Annotated in this window: 10 protein-coding genes; 4 read left to right on the top strand and 6 right to left on the bottom strand. The window is 35.5% G+C overall.

Going from position 1 to position 15,245, the window contains the following annotated elements; genetic code table 11:
- Positions 1 to 35: 35 nt before the first annotated feature.
- A complete protein-coding gene (locus RBB56_RS01840) occupies positions 36 to 1,457 on the top strand; it encodes a S8 family serine peptidase (protein WP_306720711.1) in 1,422 nt (473 codons plus the stop codon).
- 2 nt (positions 1,458 to 1,459) lie between these two features.
- Entirely contained in the window at positions 1,460 to 3,172 is a 1,713-nt protein-coding gene (locus RBB56_RS01835) for an ABC transporter ATP-binding protein (protein WP_306720710.1), read from the top strand.
- Positions 3,173 to 3,265: 93 nt separating this feature from the next.
- Here RBB56_RS01835 and RBB56_RS01830 read toward each other — a convergent pair whose 3' ends face one another.
- The 6 genes from RBB56_RS01830 to ccpM form a co-directional block, all read right to left on the bottom strand.
- On the bottom strand, positions 3,266 to 5,473 hold the full coding sequence (locus tag RBB56_RS01830) for an ABC transporter substrate-binding protein (protein WP_306720709.1): 2,208 nt from the start codon (positions 5,471 to 5,473) through the stop codon (positions 3,266 to 3,268).
- 254 nt (positions 5,474 to 5,727) lie between these two features.
- The gene (locus RBB56_RS01825) at positions 5,728 to 7,935 is read right to left on the bottom strand and encodes an ABC transporter substrate-binding protein (RefSeq protein WP_306720708.1); all 2,208 of its coding nucleotides are present in this window, start codon (positions 7,933 to 7,935) and stop codon (positions 5,728 to 5,730) included.
- Positions 7,936 to 8,014: 79 nt separating this feature from the next.
- Positions 8,015 to 10,249, bottom strand: a complete 2,235-nt coding sequence (locus RBB56_RS01820) for an extracellular solute-binding protein (RefSeq protein WP_306720707.1) — start codon at positions 10,247 to 10,249, stop codon at positions 8,015 to 8,017.
- A 30-nt stretch (positions 10,250 to 10,279) separates the two neighbouring features.
- On the bottom strand, positions 10,280 to 10,540 hold the full coding sequence (locus RBB56_RS01815; protein WP_306720706.1) for a hypothetical protein: 261 nt from the start codon (positions 10,538 to 10,540) through the stop codon (positions 10,280 to 10,282).
- Between the two features lie 13 nt (positions 10,541 to 10,553).
- Positions 10,554 to 11,666 carry a TIGR04066 family peptide maturation system protein gene (locus RBB56_RS01810; protein ID WP_306720705.1) on the bottom strand — a complete coding sequence of 371 codons (1,113 nt, stop codon included), beginning with the start codon at positions 11,664 to 11,666 and terminating at the stop codon, positions 10,554 to 10,556.
- Between the two features lie 8 nt (positions 11,667 to 11,674).
- The gene (ccpM, locus tag RBB56_RS01805; protein ID WP_306720704.1) at positions 11,675 to 13,057 is read right to left on the bottom strand and encodes a Cys-rich peptide radical SAM maturase CcpM; all 1,383 of its coding nucleotides are present in this window, start codon (positions 13,055 to 13,057) and stop codon (positions 11,675 to 11,677) included.
- Positions 13,058 to 13,794: 737 nt separating this feature from the next.
- Between ccpM and RBB56_RS01800 the strand changes: the two genes are divergently transcribed.
- Both RBB56_RS01800 and RBB56_RS01795 read left to right on the top strand, forming a co-directional pair.
- Complete coding sequence (locus RBB56_RS01800) at positions 13,795 to 14,553, top strand: heparan-alpha-glucosaminide N-acetyltransferase domain-containing protein (RefSeq protein ID WP_306720703.1); 759 nt, start codon at positions 13,795 to 13,797, stop codon at positions 14,551 to 14,553.
- Between the two features lie 241 nt (positions 14,554 to 14,794).
- Complete coding sequence (locus tag RBB56_RS01795) at positions 14,795 to 15,196, top strand: hemerythrin domain-containing protein (RefSeq protein ID WP_306720702.1); 402 nt, start codon at positions 14,795 to 14,797, stop codon at positions 15,194 to 15,196.
- Positions 15,197 to 15,245 lie beyond the last annotated feature (49 nt).

Here is a 15,245-nt window from a genome sequence, read left to right as displayed (position 1 = left end):
TTGCCATTGTTGATAATGGGGTTGATGAAGTTTTTTTGAAAAAACCTCTGGAATATAAGGTTCTTATAACAGAGGATGGAGACTGTATTCCTGATAATAGCGATGTGGAGCATGTAAGCTTTTTGCATGGAACTACCTGTGCCCAGATTATTGAAAAGTATTTTCCGGAGGGTAATTTAAGCAGCGTGAAGGTCTTAGATGAAAAGGGGACAGGGCTGCTTACTAAGCTTCGACCGGCAATGGAATGGTGTCTGCAGAATCAAATCAATATCTTAAATGTAAGTCTCGGCTCCATGCATTTTCAAGACAGAAATCAAATAAGAACTTTAATCAATGAATATGCGGTGAAAGGATTGATCGTCATTGCAGCAACTGCAAACAGTGGATATGTATCTTACCCGGCAGCTCTATCTCATGTGATTGGAGTGGCGATAGACCGTGATGCATATAATGACTTTACAGGAAATGGGCATCTTGGAATTGATGTATTGGTTCCGGGAGAGCAGGAGTTGATAAGCGGAGAAAAGAAAATAACAGCACAGAAAAGTAATAGTTATGCGGCCCCATATATTACAGCGCTCATTGGCAAGCTGGCGATGGAAAAGCCTATGATTAATATATATATAGCTAAACTGGCTTTAGCATCTATAATTGAAGAACATAAGGTATATCTTTCTCCCGTATATGAAGAACCGGATTGGATTCATAATGCCTTGATTAAAACAACAGGAAGAAAAAGCCGGGCGGAATATTATTTCAATGCTGTAGATGAAAAAGCAGTAGAAGAAATGAGACATGCGGATGTTATCCATTCGATTGATACTGTTGTGATTGATGATTTATCCAAAGTAGAGGGGGGTTCTTTCAATAATAAAAATATTATTTATTTAGGTAAAGAAAAGGTAAAACAACCGAACACTAATAAGTTTTTTTGGAGTTCTGAAAATCGACTGAAACAAATTCTGAATAGAGAACATATTGAAATAGAAGCGGAAATGGAGCATGAATTAAAGATTCCTGTTATTTTATGCGAATGGAAAGATGAGATTGATGAAATGTTCCTGCTCTCTCAGCTAAAGAAAAGCTTTGGTAAGGGCGGTTATTATCTATATACTATTAGCTTTTGTGCAGAAAGTGTATTGTATGATCTGGAATATATACCGGAAGAAGTTCTTGAAGAGAAATACATATCTTCTTTGTATCGTTTTATTTACTGGCAGACCCATTATAAGCAAAATGATGCCGTTCTGATTGGTTCACCATTATATTTTGGAAAGCAAAAGTTATGTCTGCAGGATAAAATAGATTTAAAAATTACATTGGAGCGATGTGAAATCGGATATCGAACTTTGTTCCTATATGAAGATATCGCTGTAGGAGATGTCCGTTCTCCAGAAATAGATACTGAATATATACAAACAATTTTTCGAAAAATCAGGGAAGTATTGGGGGAATGAAAATGAGCGATAAGGATGCAGTGAAAAATCTGGTTAGGCTTTTAGGAGATTATAAAAAAACAATTTGTATTATATTTGCTTGTCTAATTGTCAGTACCGGTCTTAATCTCTGTATCCCTTTGCTGAGTAGGAATATTATGGATTATGGATTCATCGGAGGAAATAAGCAGCTATTGATTCAATTAGTTGTATTATCAGCGATTCTCCCTGTTATTAATGCCGTTATTGATCTGATAAAGGAAAAAAAGCGAACGGATATTTCTGCTAAAATGGAATATTCCTTGATGGAGAAGGCTTTTCAGCATTTGGTAAAATTAAAAACGGATTATTTTACCGGAAAAAATTATACCGAGATTTTCAATAATCTGGATACAGATATTATGCGTATGGTTTCCATTACTGATGGAGCCACTTTTTTCATTATAACTCAAATCTTTAGCATCACCGGAGGTATCATAGGTTTATTTATTATTAATGGCAAGCTTACTTTATTGGTACTTCTTTATATTCCTTGTAAATATTTCTTTATGAAATACCTTGTAAAAAAAAGAAAATCATATATGGATCAATTCATCAAAGAAGCTCAGGGTTATGCGAAATGGTTTGGGGATACGATTGGGGGAATTCATGAGATTAAGCTTTTTAATCTTGCAGGTGTAAAGAAGCAGGAGTTTGAGAACAGGCAGAAAAAAGTAATCCATCAGAAAAAAAGGATGAATATACTGGGAGTTTACAATCTTTCCGTGGATACCCTGATGATTCAGCTTTTGATTATGGTGTTGTATATTATGGGGGCTAATCTGGTATTTGACCTGCAATTGTCTGTAGGAAGTGTTTTTGCTTTTATTACCTATAGCACCTACGTGACCAGTCCGATTTCAGGTATCTTAAATATTGGATATATGCTATCAGGGATTCTCCCTTCTACAAAACGGTTCTATAAATTTATGGAGTTACCGGAAGAGTTTGAAGAAGGCAACGCTTCTGTATCCCCTGAATTTGATGATTTAAAATTACGGAATGTTAGTTTTTCTTACATACAAGATAAGCCGATTTTAAATCATGTAAATGTAATATTTGAAAAGGGAAGTAAGACAGCTTTGATCGGTAAAAATGGTTCAGGGAAATCCACCATCATAGGATTGCTTACGCGGATGTATATTCCTGACTCGGGTCAAATTTTACTAGGGGATAAGAATATCCTATCTTTTGCCTTGCAGGAGTATCGGGAAATGATATCGATAGTAAGTCAGCAAATATATTTATTTGATGATACGATCCGTAATAATATTTGCTTATATAAAGAGGTGAGCGAAGATAAAATTATGCAGGCAGTCATCGATAGCGGATTAAAGGATTATATAGAGGAAGTATCGTTAGACTATTTAGTGGGGCAGAATGGTTCATGGCTGTCAGGAGGACAGAAACAAAAGATTGCGATGGCGCGGGCATTAATTCATGATAAACCCATTATTATTTTAGATGAGGCGACATCTAATACTGACGTATATTCAGAAATGCAGATTAATAATTTGCTTCATACCAGACTGAAAGAAAAAACAGTAATTGTAGTCACGCATAAACAGGAGATTTTGAAAGATGTGGATAATATTGTGTTAATCAATCAGGAAGGCATTGTAAGCGGAACTTATGAAGAATTGTATAATGGAAATCCGAGTTTTGCAGAGATGGTCAATATGGCTGTTAGAACATAATCAAATCTACTACCCTTTTTCTGCAATAGGGTAGTAGATTGAAAATGTTAAGCCATATGTCATATAAAGAGAAGTTTTGCTGTTCGAATGGTGTTAGTTGTTTTCGTTTACATAGGTTCTGATCCTATTTTCAATAACATTGACAACTTCTTCTACTGGTTTGGTGCCATTGAAATAGAAGATAGATTCCTCCTCGATAATCTTATCGATATCAGGTGATGAACGGAATGCTGTATCCGCACTTTGGATCAGGTTGCGAATAGGCTCAATTTCTTCCTCGATGGCCGGCTTTCCGCTTTGGCGTAAAAAATTGTAATTAATGAGAAAATCATTATATTCCCATTCTGCCACATGTATGAAATGCTCTTCTAAAGAATCTTTTCTGATTGGAAATCCCATAGATCCTAAGTCTCGTTCAATTTTTGCCTGTATTTCCTCCGATAGGAGCATACTGATCAATGTCCAGGCGGTATCTTTGTATTTACTACTAGAATTAATGGCTAGAGCCCATTCACAGTTAATCAAGTTGCCATTTCCTTGTACAGTGGGATATCCGATGAAAGTTACAGGTTCTCCGAATACGCTATCTGAACAAGCTCGATAAGTAATTCCGCTAAATACATTAGTATCTAGCAATATCAATTGGCCGTCCATAGCCCTTATATCCAAGAGACCGTTATAAGTATATCGTTCGTCGTCTTCATACCGATTGGCAAAAGTAAGCATCTTTATAAGCAACTCTCGATTAAGAGGGATTTCCATATTATTCATATCCACTAATTGACTGGTATAAGCAGTTTTAAGTAAATGGAAAACCCCACTTTTGGAAGTGTCAACAAAAATATCTGTTCCTTTCGGGAAACTTTCTGTAAAGGCAATCAATTCATCCAGATTCCAACTTGACTTATCCTTCAGAATCGAGGTTTTTCCTACAAGTGTATCGATATTAAAGCTAAAAGGCATTCCATAGATGTGTCCATCGGTCTCGAAGGAATTGAGTATATTTTCCAAGAAGTCATCTCGATCCAAAGTCACATCCTCACTAAAGTAAGGATTCAAATCTTCCAGAACATTTTTTGCAGAAAGCTGGTCAATTTTATCAAAAGATAGAACTAAAATATCGGGTCCGTTACCGGCTATGATTTCAGTATTGAGTTGAGCATAATTTTCATTATAAATCTTTATCTCAATTTTATAATCAGAATTGGAATGGTTAAATGCTACAATACCTTGATTCATGGCGTTGGAAAGAGAATAATCTGTACCGAGAGTAAGAACAGTTTTTTCCGGTATAATGCTTTCTCCTTCAACAGCCTCCTTGAAGAATGTTGCTTCTACCTTCATCGGAAAAGAGGTATAGTCACGATTGATTGCTAGGACTCCTTTTTCTCTGAACGGCAGTAGGATCCCGGCAGTAATTCCTGTGGAATCATAGGTTTGCCAATCGAATTTCTTAATTATTTCTTCTGTTTCCAGATTATAAGTATAAACGCTGTTTTCAGTAGCCATTAGAAGATTTTCATTACTATCTGATACCATGTGAAATTGATTTCCTGGTATAGTTTGAGCCAATTTGGATGAGAGTTTTTTATTGAGGATATCGACCACCTTAATTTCAATTCCATCGATGCCGTCATATGCGGCAAATATCTTACCGTTACTGCAACATATATCGTAAATCCTGCCATCTGCTTTGACTTTAAACAATAGACTGCCACTCGAATCAAATACATAGATATTTTGATTAGAAGCAAATAGAATAATACGCTTTTCTCCATCCACTGCAATTCCTTGAACCATGGATTGATCAACTCCTCCCATATAATTTGTTAAATCCAGAACCAGAAGGGGAGTTCCGCGTTGGTCCAACTTATAAAGAATAATGTCAGATATCGTCAGATTATCGTCATCAGATGAAAATTCTTCATAGCCAAGATAATAAATGTTCTCATCCTTATCCATGGTCATTTTAAAAACCCTTTGGTTTTCTGGTAAAAGGAAAAGCATCTTAGGTTCTTTTTCTCCTTCTTTCAAGATGTAGAAAGCAGTTTCATATTTTTGAGAAGTCTGATCCAATTTAGCAGCGGCATAATGTAAGTTATTCCCGTCAGAATATGCTCCATCTAAAGAGGCATATTCTGGAAGAGAAAGTGGTTGGGCTAAATAAGTGGTTTCCTCGGCTTTTATTCCATCATCTTTTTGATTATCGGCAGTGCCGATTCTGTTTTCGCACCCACATAGGAATATCGTTACCGCTAAAATGCAATATAGTATATAATAATTAATAAATTTCCTTTTCATTTTTCGGATTCTCCTTTATGAGTTTTAATTTATTACTACTTAGAATGTATACAAATTGCATCTGCCAAATGATTGATGGTTATGGCAGGAAGCGAGTCAATAAATTGGTCGCTTATTATAATGGGAAACTCATGTTAGCATTCCCTCTCATGTTGCTTATGAATAGATTGAAGTTCTTGTGAAATGACGACTTTCAAGGATAGCATATAATTTATATACCTATTTCTCATAACAAATAAAGTGATAAGATAGCCTTATTTCATTTCGTTAACATAGGTTCTGACTCTATTCTCGATAACATCAACAACTTCTTCTACAGGTTTGGTACCGTTGAAATAGAAAATAGCTTCTCCTTCTATAATCTTATCGATATCAGGTAAAGTTATCAGTGTAGTATCTGCATTTTGAATTAAGGAACGAATCTGATCAATGTGTTCCTCTTTTACATCTCCAAGATTGAATTTGATGGCAGTGTAGTGATCGCTGATAAGAAGACACATAGCATAGCCGCTGGCATTTTTCTTAATATATGAAAAATGTTCTTCCAAGGCTTCTTTTCTAAGGTGAAATCCCATTGTTGTATAGTTTTTTTCCATTCTCATTTGGGATTCTTTCGATAGGAGAGTACTAATAAACTTCCACGAGATGTCTTTGTATTTACTACCGGAGTTTATGGCGAAGGTTTGAGAGGAAACTATCAGATTTCCATTTCCCTCCACAGTGGGGTATCCGATATAAGTAACGGGTTCGCCAAATAAGCTGGAACAACCAAAAAAATCATGACCTGATGTTACGATAATATCTGGGAGTATTAGTTGCTCTCCCATGATTTTGCCAGATAAATTGGCATCATAAATATATTGGTCATCGTTTGCATATTGATTAGCAAACAAAAGCATTTTTATAAGCAATTCGCAATTAAGAGGGGTAATGGTATCATCTATGTTTACCAGCTGATTGGTATAAGCAGTTTTAATTAGACGCAAAACGCCACTTTTAGAGGTAGAATCAAAAACATCCGTTTCTTCTGAAAAGTTCTTGGTAAAAGCAATTAATTCGTCTAAATCCCAACTGGATTTATTTTCCAGAAGTGATGATTTTCCGACAAGTGTATAAATCCTAAATTTAATAGCAGGGATTCCATAGAGAAATCCATCTGTCTCAAATGCATTTAGAATATTTTCCAGAAAATCACTGCGGTTAAGAGTTTTATCTTCATCGAAATAGGGATTTAAATCCTCTACGACACCTCTTGTTGCAAAAGAGGCTATCCTATCGAAAGGCATTGAGAGAAAATCCGGGCCATTTCCAGCCATGATTTCAGTGTTGAGTCGCATAAAATCCTCTTCATAGTTTATTACCTCGATTTTATACTCGGGGTTATTTTTATTAAAATAAACAATTTCAGCGTTGAGGCCTGATGGGAGAGAAGAGAGCGTTCCAAGTGTAAGTACTAGCTTTTCAGGAAGGGCAATTTCTCCCTCAGATGCTTCCCGAAAAGCAACTACCTCTACTTTCATTGGAACAGCACTATAGTTACGGCTGATTGCTAATATACCGTTTGTATTCAGAGGAAGCAAAATACCAGCAGAAATACCAGCAAAATCATAAGTCTGCCAATCAAATTTTTTAACAAGTGATTCCTCTTCCAAAGAATACTCATAAAGACTTTCCGCTGAAGAAATTAATAGATTTTTTCCTGAGCCAGAAGTCATATAGAATTTATCACCAGGAACAATATGCTCTAATTTTGCGGTAAGTTTTCTTCCGGGAATATCAATTTCTTTAATGGACATCCCATTGCTACTACGATATCCTACAAATATTTTTCCATTGTTGCTGCATATGTTATAGATGATATCAGGCATTCTATCCTTAAATAGGAGTTCTCCGTTTGGATTAAATATAAAAATATTTTGGTTGGAATCAAACAGTACCATATAGTTTTCGCCATCTACGGCTATACCCTGGATTACGGCTTGTTCCTGTTCCTTGATATATTCTGATAGACTTAACGTGAGCAGCAGCGTGCCTTTTAAATCAACCTTGTAAAGTATGGGATGGTCATCATTAGGTTTGCTTACATCGTGCCCAAGGTAATAGATATTTTTGTTTTCATCCATGGTTATCGTTGTAACGCTTTGATTTTCAGGTAGAGAAAAGAGTATTTCGGGAATAGAATCTCCCTCTTTTAAAGAATAGAATGTGGTTCTATTTTGTTGAGAGGTTTGTTCGAATCCCGTTGCAGCATAATAAAGGGTGCTCCCATCGGAATAGGCTCCATCTAAAGAGTCATATTCCGGTAAGGAAATATCTTGAGTCATATAGCTGATTTCTTCCTGCTTAATAATAGTTTCTTTTTGGTTGATTACTGAAAGATTCTCGTTTCCACATCCGCACAGGAATAGCATTACAAATGAAATATAATGAATAGCATAAGAACTATTTACTTGTATTTTCATCTCAAGGTCTCTCCTCCCTAAATAACTGTGATAACTTTTGCTAAATTGATAAGGCTTATATATTGAAAAGAATATAGCATTATTGCATTTCGTTAACATAGGTTCTGATTCTGTTCTCAATAACATCTACCACTTCTTCTATTGGCTTAGTACCATTGAAATAAAAAACAGCTTCTTCTTGAATAATTTTATCGATGTCTGGAGATATGTGTACTGCTGTATCGGCATTTTGTATTAAATCCAAAATTCTCTGAGCATCTTCGCTGCTTGCCTTACTACCGGCAGGAAAATAGTATGCAATGTCATTAGTGCTATCATCACTATCGCCAATCATTGATGCTGACCTAACAATGCTGTTTTCAGTCCAGCTGATTGCATGTGTGACAAGACTCCACTTATCTTTTTTTAGCGGAACATCACCAAATCTCATAATTTCTTGCCCCTTGTCAGATAATAATGTACTGATAAATTCCCATGCAACATCCTTGTATTCGCTGTCTGAATTGATGGAATAGGTATTGTCGGAAATAATCAAACTTCCGTTCCCGTCTTCCGTTGGATATCCGATGAAGGTCACCGGTTCTCCAAACATGCAGGAGTATCCAAAATAATCATATGCTGTCACAATAATCACATCAGGGAGCATTACCTGTCCATTTAGAATCTTATGGTTGAGCATATTAATTTCTTGCACATACCGTTCATCACTGTCATACTGATTGGCAAAGGTAAGCATCTTTATAAGTAACTCTCGATTGAGAGGGTTTTCTGTATTTTTCATATCCACCAATTGTCGGGAATTGGCATATTTTAGTAAGCGCATTACACCGCTTTTAGAGGTATTATCAAAGAGAGGTGTTCCTTCCGGGCAATTTTCCGCAAAGGAGATAAACTCCTCCAGAGTCCAGCCCTCTCGTCCGCCTAAAAACGAGTTCTTTCCAACCATCGTACTGATTCGAAAAGTAATTGGCATGACATATAGATGTCCTTCTTCCTCAAAAGCCTTTAGGACATTTTCGTAGTAGTCACTGCGGTTAATGGTCTCGTCTTCATCGAAATAAGGATTCAAGTCTTCCAGAACTCCTTTTTCGGCGAGGAGGTTCGCACGGTAGGAGGGTAGTGCCAGGATGTCAGGACCATTGCCCGCTATTAGCTCTGTGTTAAGGCGAGTGTAATCCCCTTGATAATTTTTGATCTCAATCTTGTAATTTGGATTAATCTTATTAAAATTGGCAATGGCATCTCCGCGTACCCATTTGAGTTTATCAGTTATTCCCAGAGTAATTACTTTCTTTCCCTCTACCATGGTTTCTCCTTCAGTGGCTACTCGAAAGACCGTGGCTTTTGCCTTCATCGGGATAGCAGCATAATCTTGATTGATAACCAAAATGCCATTTTCTCCATAGGGTAATAACATACCGGTTATGATTCCGGTAAAATCATGGGTTTGCCAGTCGAACTTTTTGAGAGTCTCTCTAGTTTCAAACATATACTGATAAACACTTTCTTCGGAAGCGATCAACAGGTTACCATTACTTCCGGCCGTCATATGAAACTGCGTTCCAGGGATACCACTTATTAACTTTGAGGACAGTTTTTTGCCATCAATATCTACTTCTCTGACCTCCATACCATCCATGCTGCTGTGGACAACTAGAACCTTTCCATTGCTGTTGCATAAGTCATAAATCCGACCGTCTGCTCTGACTTCAAACAACAATTCACCATTTTGATTAAGCATGTAGATATTTTGGTTGGAGTCGCACAGTACAATGCGGCTTTCTCCATCTACAGATAAATCTTGAACCATGGTTTGATCCTGTCCCTTGGTATATTCTGACAGATTTAATTCTAGAATGGGCATTCCCTTAGGATCTGACTTGTAAAGCATGGTGCCAGTAGACGCTGGACTTTCTGAATTTTTCAATGAAGGCTCTTCATAACCAAGGTAATAAATATTTCCTTCAGAGTCCATAGTCATACTCTGTACTCTTTGATTTTCTGCTAAAGAGAAGTTCATCTGGGGGTCCGCATCTCCTTGTTTTAAGGAATAGAATGAGGTCTGAAATGTTTGGGAACTTTCATTGAATTCAGCGGCTGCATAGTATAAGTCATTTCCATTGGAATAGGCTCCATCAAAAGAAGAATACGCCGGTAGAGGGATATCTTGAGTTACATATAAGACATCTTCCTGTGTAATGATAGTTCCATTTTGGTTACCAACCTCGCTGTTACTGGCTCCACATCCATACAAAAGAAATGCTATTAGTAGGATAGGGCAAAATACATAACATTTGTTTGATATCTTTTTCATTTCTAAATTGTTCTCCCATATTTTTATAATTTATGATATATTTGTTTCGGTACAAATACATATGGCATCTGCTAGATGATTGATAGTAATACAGGGAAGTTCGTCAAAAAATTGATCATTTATTGTAATGGAAAATTCTTTCTCCATCTCTAGTAATAAATAAACCATATTTACCGGAGAAATATCAATCTTATTACTAAATAAATTAGTGTTTTCATCAGAAATCGTTATCTGCAATAAATTATATATTACATCTTTAAGCTGGTGTATTATCGTCTTTTTATCTATCATATATGTATCCTTTCTACCAGATTCTAACGGTTTCTTTATTTTGTGAAAGATGATTTATTATATCATAATATACAGTATCCACACTGCTTAAATCGTAAGTGTTAAAAAATAGGCAGTCATAGTTTTTATAATCAGAGGAAATAGAGTGGATTACTATATTCCAATCAACGAGGACATAATGTATGGGCTTCATTATATCAAATTCCTGAATTGACATAGTTGTATTTGCCATATTAATGTAATTTATTTCTATATTCAGCGTATATCTGCAAAAGGCTCTTAAATGGTCAAGATATTCTTTGTCATAGAAATCATTATAGTAAAGACTCAATATACCTATATCTGCTTGGGCAGCATGAGCAACGATTTCAGGAATTACTCCAAAGTGATTAGTAACTTTATCATTATATGGTAGAATGGCTTCTTCAATTTGCAATAGAAGGATATCGGGCTGCTCCTCATCAATAATGGAAATAAGAAAATGATTAAAGCTAACAATTTTATCTTCGTAAGTCATATTTGATTGGTAGATATAATCTGGCAGCATATGCATACCGAATATGCTGCCGAGTGGGCAGGAACTGATTTTGCTTACTCGATAGCCCTCTTCCTCAAATCTTTTGGTTATCAGTAGTTGAGTATCAAAACCGTTACAAAATTCTCCTATTTGAAAAATTGTCATAACTGGAACAGGAATCTCTTGAATATGTTTTATTTCGGTATATGATATTTTTTTGCCAGGGGGATTGTCTCCAAGTACTTTCACATTAGATGGAATATTTTTTTTGTTAAGGATAAAATTCTCTGCTAATTCCTTTGTAATTAATACTTCTTTGTTATAGTTAAAAGCCTCTTGTATCCGCTCCTCATAATAACTCAAATCTATAAGAAAAGTACTAGCAGAAAAAAGGACGCTGTCACATTTCTCAAGACTTTCCTGAAAAGCAGAAGTAATTGTGATACCGACAAATGAACTACCGTCTATGCAAGAAATATCTTTTCCCTCATATCCATAGCTTTTGGGAGATACTGCTGCAATTAATATGTAATTTTCTAATAATTGGGCATATTTGGCAATTGAATTTACGCGTTTGTTAAAAGGGTATATCATTAATTTTTTATTCATATTTATCCTCATTTATATGCTGATGTGGTAAATTTATAGTTAAATTCTTCAAGCATTGTAATTAGCTTCATGTCTTCTAATGCCATATATCGGATACCGTCACAATAAGTAAGTTTCTTTTCCCTTGATAGTTCTGTATTTCCATCAGCACATGCGCAACAAGCTTTGCAAAAATTAAATGCAAAACAATTTTTACACTCTTCTTCTGTGACGGAACCTACATTAAGCAGATATTTTGCTTTTTTCAGGTCAATTCCTTGATTAATATGACCGATTCGCATGATTTCAGATGTTTCACTAATCCTTTCGCAAGGATAGAAATATCCATTCACATCCATAAAGAGGCGGGTAACTCCAGGAAGACATGGGCCGCCAGGATGAGATTCCTTTTTTTGCATTTTATAAGGTTTTAGTATTTTATATGTACTGTATATTTTCCCCTCATTCAATTTATATAACTTTGACACATGCCTCTGAGAAATCTTTCCGATCATATATAGATATGATTTACATGTTTCGAAATCATCTATTATTTTAAAATTTTCATCATATTGTATGATAGTTTTAGAGTTGTTTTCATTTATCGTATTCATGTTTACGTTCAATTCTTCCAAAACATGATTTGCATTAAAAAAATCGTTAGTACAGGAAAGATCATTGTTGGTGCTGATAACAGAGTTGATCATAAGTTTGGAAAAAAACGCCGGATACTGTTGCTTTAGATGGCGGAGTTTTTCCATAATAACATCAAAGGAACCTTTACCATTAGGAAATACTCTGTTAGCATCATGATATTCCTTTGCGCCATCCAGACTAAGAAGAACATGGATATCTTTTTTTATAAGATATTCCACATTATCATCCGATAGTAAAGTTCCATTGGTGGTCAGAGTGAGGTAAACATTTCTTCCCTCTTTTATTTCTTCTATGTATGCAACGGCTTTCTTAAGCAAAGGGATTTCCAACAATGGTTCACCCCCATAAAATCCAATTGAAAGTTGTGTTGTATTTTGAGAATGAGTGAATAGATAGTCAATTCCTTTTTGTATTGTCTCTATAGAAGTGGCTTTGTTAAAATGCCTTCTATTATCATATCCTCCAGTATAAGGACAATAACTGCATCTTAGATTACAATTTTGTGTTAATTGTATGGTGAGATGCTCTAGACTATCTCGAAGGTAATATTCAAGATAATTCATGTCAGAATGCCATATTTTTTCAATAGTATTATCCTCCAAATAGCCCTTTTCCCTAAATTGTATAATTGTTTCATTATCATATTTATTCAATTGATCAAATTCTTCTTTTTGTAGGTTAATAATGGAATTGGTACCTCTATCATAAACGTAGAATCCTTTTAACGTTGAAAATGTCTTATAAATAGGGTTCATCCGATGGCCTCCTATAAATTTATATAGAATAAGGATATTTGTAAAAACAAATATCCTTATTCTTAACTATGTTGTATTAGATACGTTTATCTGTTTGGCAGAAGTAGTATCATTATACTTGACGTCCTGCTCCTCTGGTATTCACTCGCATCCCGTAGTCTTGCCACGATTCGTTACAACCATGTGTTTCACAAGCACATGCATACGCTCTGATAGTATTTTTCATAACATTACTATTCTTGTTCAATTTCTTTGTCTTTTTCATTTCCTTCATTTTTTCTTCTCCTTTTACTGTTTGGTTTGATAGGTGCCTGAGAAACATAGAAATGACTAAAATGTCGATTCATATCGAGTATCTTTTGGGTGTTTCACAATTACCTACTCAAGTTTGTTTTGCGTCTCCTCATTTTATTTTTGCAACAATTCCAACTGCGCGCTTTCATATTTTGAAATCGTTGAAAAATACATGCTGTAATACAAAATATACTTATCAAACCTTATACAAAAAATAAATTGTAAGAATTATATGTTATGAGTAAAGCTATTGACTGTATTTTAAATAAAAATATAATTTTTGTACATGATTTATCCCCGAGATACGCATTTTATCCTCGAAGTAAGCATTTTGCGATATTGGCTTTTTGAGTAGTTGACTTGCTGCTTGGATTCTTATACAATCACAATCAATCAGGAAAGCACGAAAAGAAATAAAGAAACGTAAGAACAGGAGCTAATAAATGGGCAAAAAACAGCAAAGCGGTACGAGATATGGATATCTGGATTATTTACGGGGAATGACGTTAATCAGTATGATTTTATATCATACAGCCTGGGATCTGGTCTATATTGCAGGATGGGATTGGGCTTGGTTTCGTTCGGAAGCGGCCTATATATGGCAGCAGAGCATTTGCTGGACTTTTATTGCTTTATCAGGATTTTGTTGGCCGATGGGAAGACACAGGTTAAGGCGGGGAGTTATTGTATTTGGCGCAGGGCTGTTAGTGACAGCAATAACTTTAATTGCGACCCCGCAGCAGAGAGTTGTATTCGGTGTGCTGACGTTATTAGGGAGTTGTATGCTCGTTATGATTCCGCTTTATCCGGTTTTACGACGAATTCCATCTAAAGTAGGCGTTATACTATCTTTTTTGCTTTTTGTTGTGATGAAAAGAATCAATTCGGGATATTTGGGAATTGGCAACTGGGTTTTGGCTGAACTGCCAAAAGAATGGTATGAAAAAGGAAATGGCATGACCTTTCTTGGATTTACGGACAGGCAGTTTTTCTCTATCGACTATTTTTCCTTTTTCCCATGGTTTTTTTTATTTGTGACAGGATATTTTATCTATCGGTATGCGAAGCAGCGTGAATTTTTAAGACAGCCGTTTCTCCAAAGAAGCAGGGGGAAGATGTTCTCATTTATGGGCAGACATTCTCTGATTATTTATCTTCTTCACCAACCTGTGATTTATCTGATCTTACAGCTATTTTATTAGTTTGCTGGTTGGCGCAAAAAAATTATATTATATGAAAAATAACTATAATTATGAGAGGGCTATGGCATGGATCCACCTTAGCGGAAAATTTTATTTTATAAATTGTTAAAATAAAATGAAGAAAATAAAATAAATAGTAAGATTATAAATAAAAAAATAAGAAGGAAAAATCCTGTGGTAACGAATAGAAAAATGTGGTAGAATCATGACCATATTATTCCTACGAAGGAGGGTTCAGCGAATGAATCTTAAGAGTTATTTAGAACAACATGAAAACATTGCGGAAGAAATACAATTTCTTCAATCGAAGGCATCTTCTGATATTTCGGAGGAAGAAGCGGGTGAAATTGCGAAGCATATTAATACGCTTGCAGGAAAGTTGAATATCCACTTGACGATGGAGGATAAATATCTCTATCCAAGTTTGTTGGCAAAAGGAAATACCGGGTTTGCCATAGAGTCTTATATCGATGAAATGGGCGGACTTGCGAAGGAATTTACAGAGTTTAAAGAAAAGTATAATACAAAGCCCAAGCTATTAGAAGCAAAAGCTTCCTTCGCTAGGGATGCTAACACGATTCTGAATAAGATAACGGCGAGAGTTAAGAAGGAAGAGGATACGATATACAAGTTGATAGATTAGAAGAATTAAGGCGGTATCGTAGTAAGACTTGTATGATAAAAGTAATCAT

The organism is Kineothrix sp. MB12-C1 (assembly GCF_030863805.1).
Lineage (GTDB): Bacteria > Bacillota > Clostridia > Lachnospirales > Lachnospiraceae > Kineothrix.
The sequence above is the reverse complement of the archived record's forward strand: the minus strand, read 5'-3'. Positions and strand labels throughout refer to the sequence as shown.

Coding starts and splice junctions, on each gene's coding strand:
- RBB56_RS01795 (WP_306720702.1), top strand. CDS start 14,795: ATGAATCTTAAGAGTTATTTAGAACAACATGAAAACATTGCGGAAGAA.
- RBB56_RS01825 (WP_306720708.1), bottom strand. CDS start 7,935: ATGAAAATACAAGTAAATAGTTCTTATGCTATTCATTATATTTCATTT.
- RBB56_RS01815 (WP_306720706.1), bottom strand. CDS start 10,540: ATGATAGATAAAAAGACGATAATACACCAGCTTAAAGATGTAATATAT.
- RBB56_RS01800 (WP_306720703.1), top strand. CDS start 13,795: ATGGGCAAAAAACAGCAAAGCGGTACGAGATATGGATATCTGGATTAT.
- RBB56_RS01830 (WP_306720709.1), bottom strand. CDS start 5,473: ATGAAAAGGAAATTTATTAATTATTATATACTATATTGCATTTTAGCG.
- ccpM (WP_306720704.1), bottom strand. CDS start 13,057: ATGAACCCTATTTATAAGACATTTTCAACGTTAAAAGGATTCTACGTT.
- RBB56_RS01820 (WP_306720707.1), bottom strand. CDS start 10,249: ATGAAAAAGATATCAAACAAATGTTATGTATTTTGCCCTATCCTACTA.
- RBB56_RS01810 (WP_306720705.1), bottom strand. CDS start 11,666: ATGAATAAAAAATTAATGATATACCCTTTTAACAAACGCGTAAATTCA.
- RBB56_RS01835 (WP_306720710.1), top strand. CDS start 1,460: ATGAGCGATAAGGATGCAGTGAAAAATCTGGTTAGGCTTTTAGGAGAT.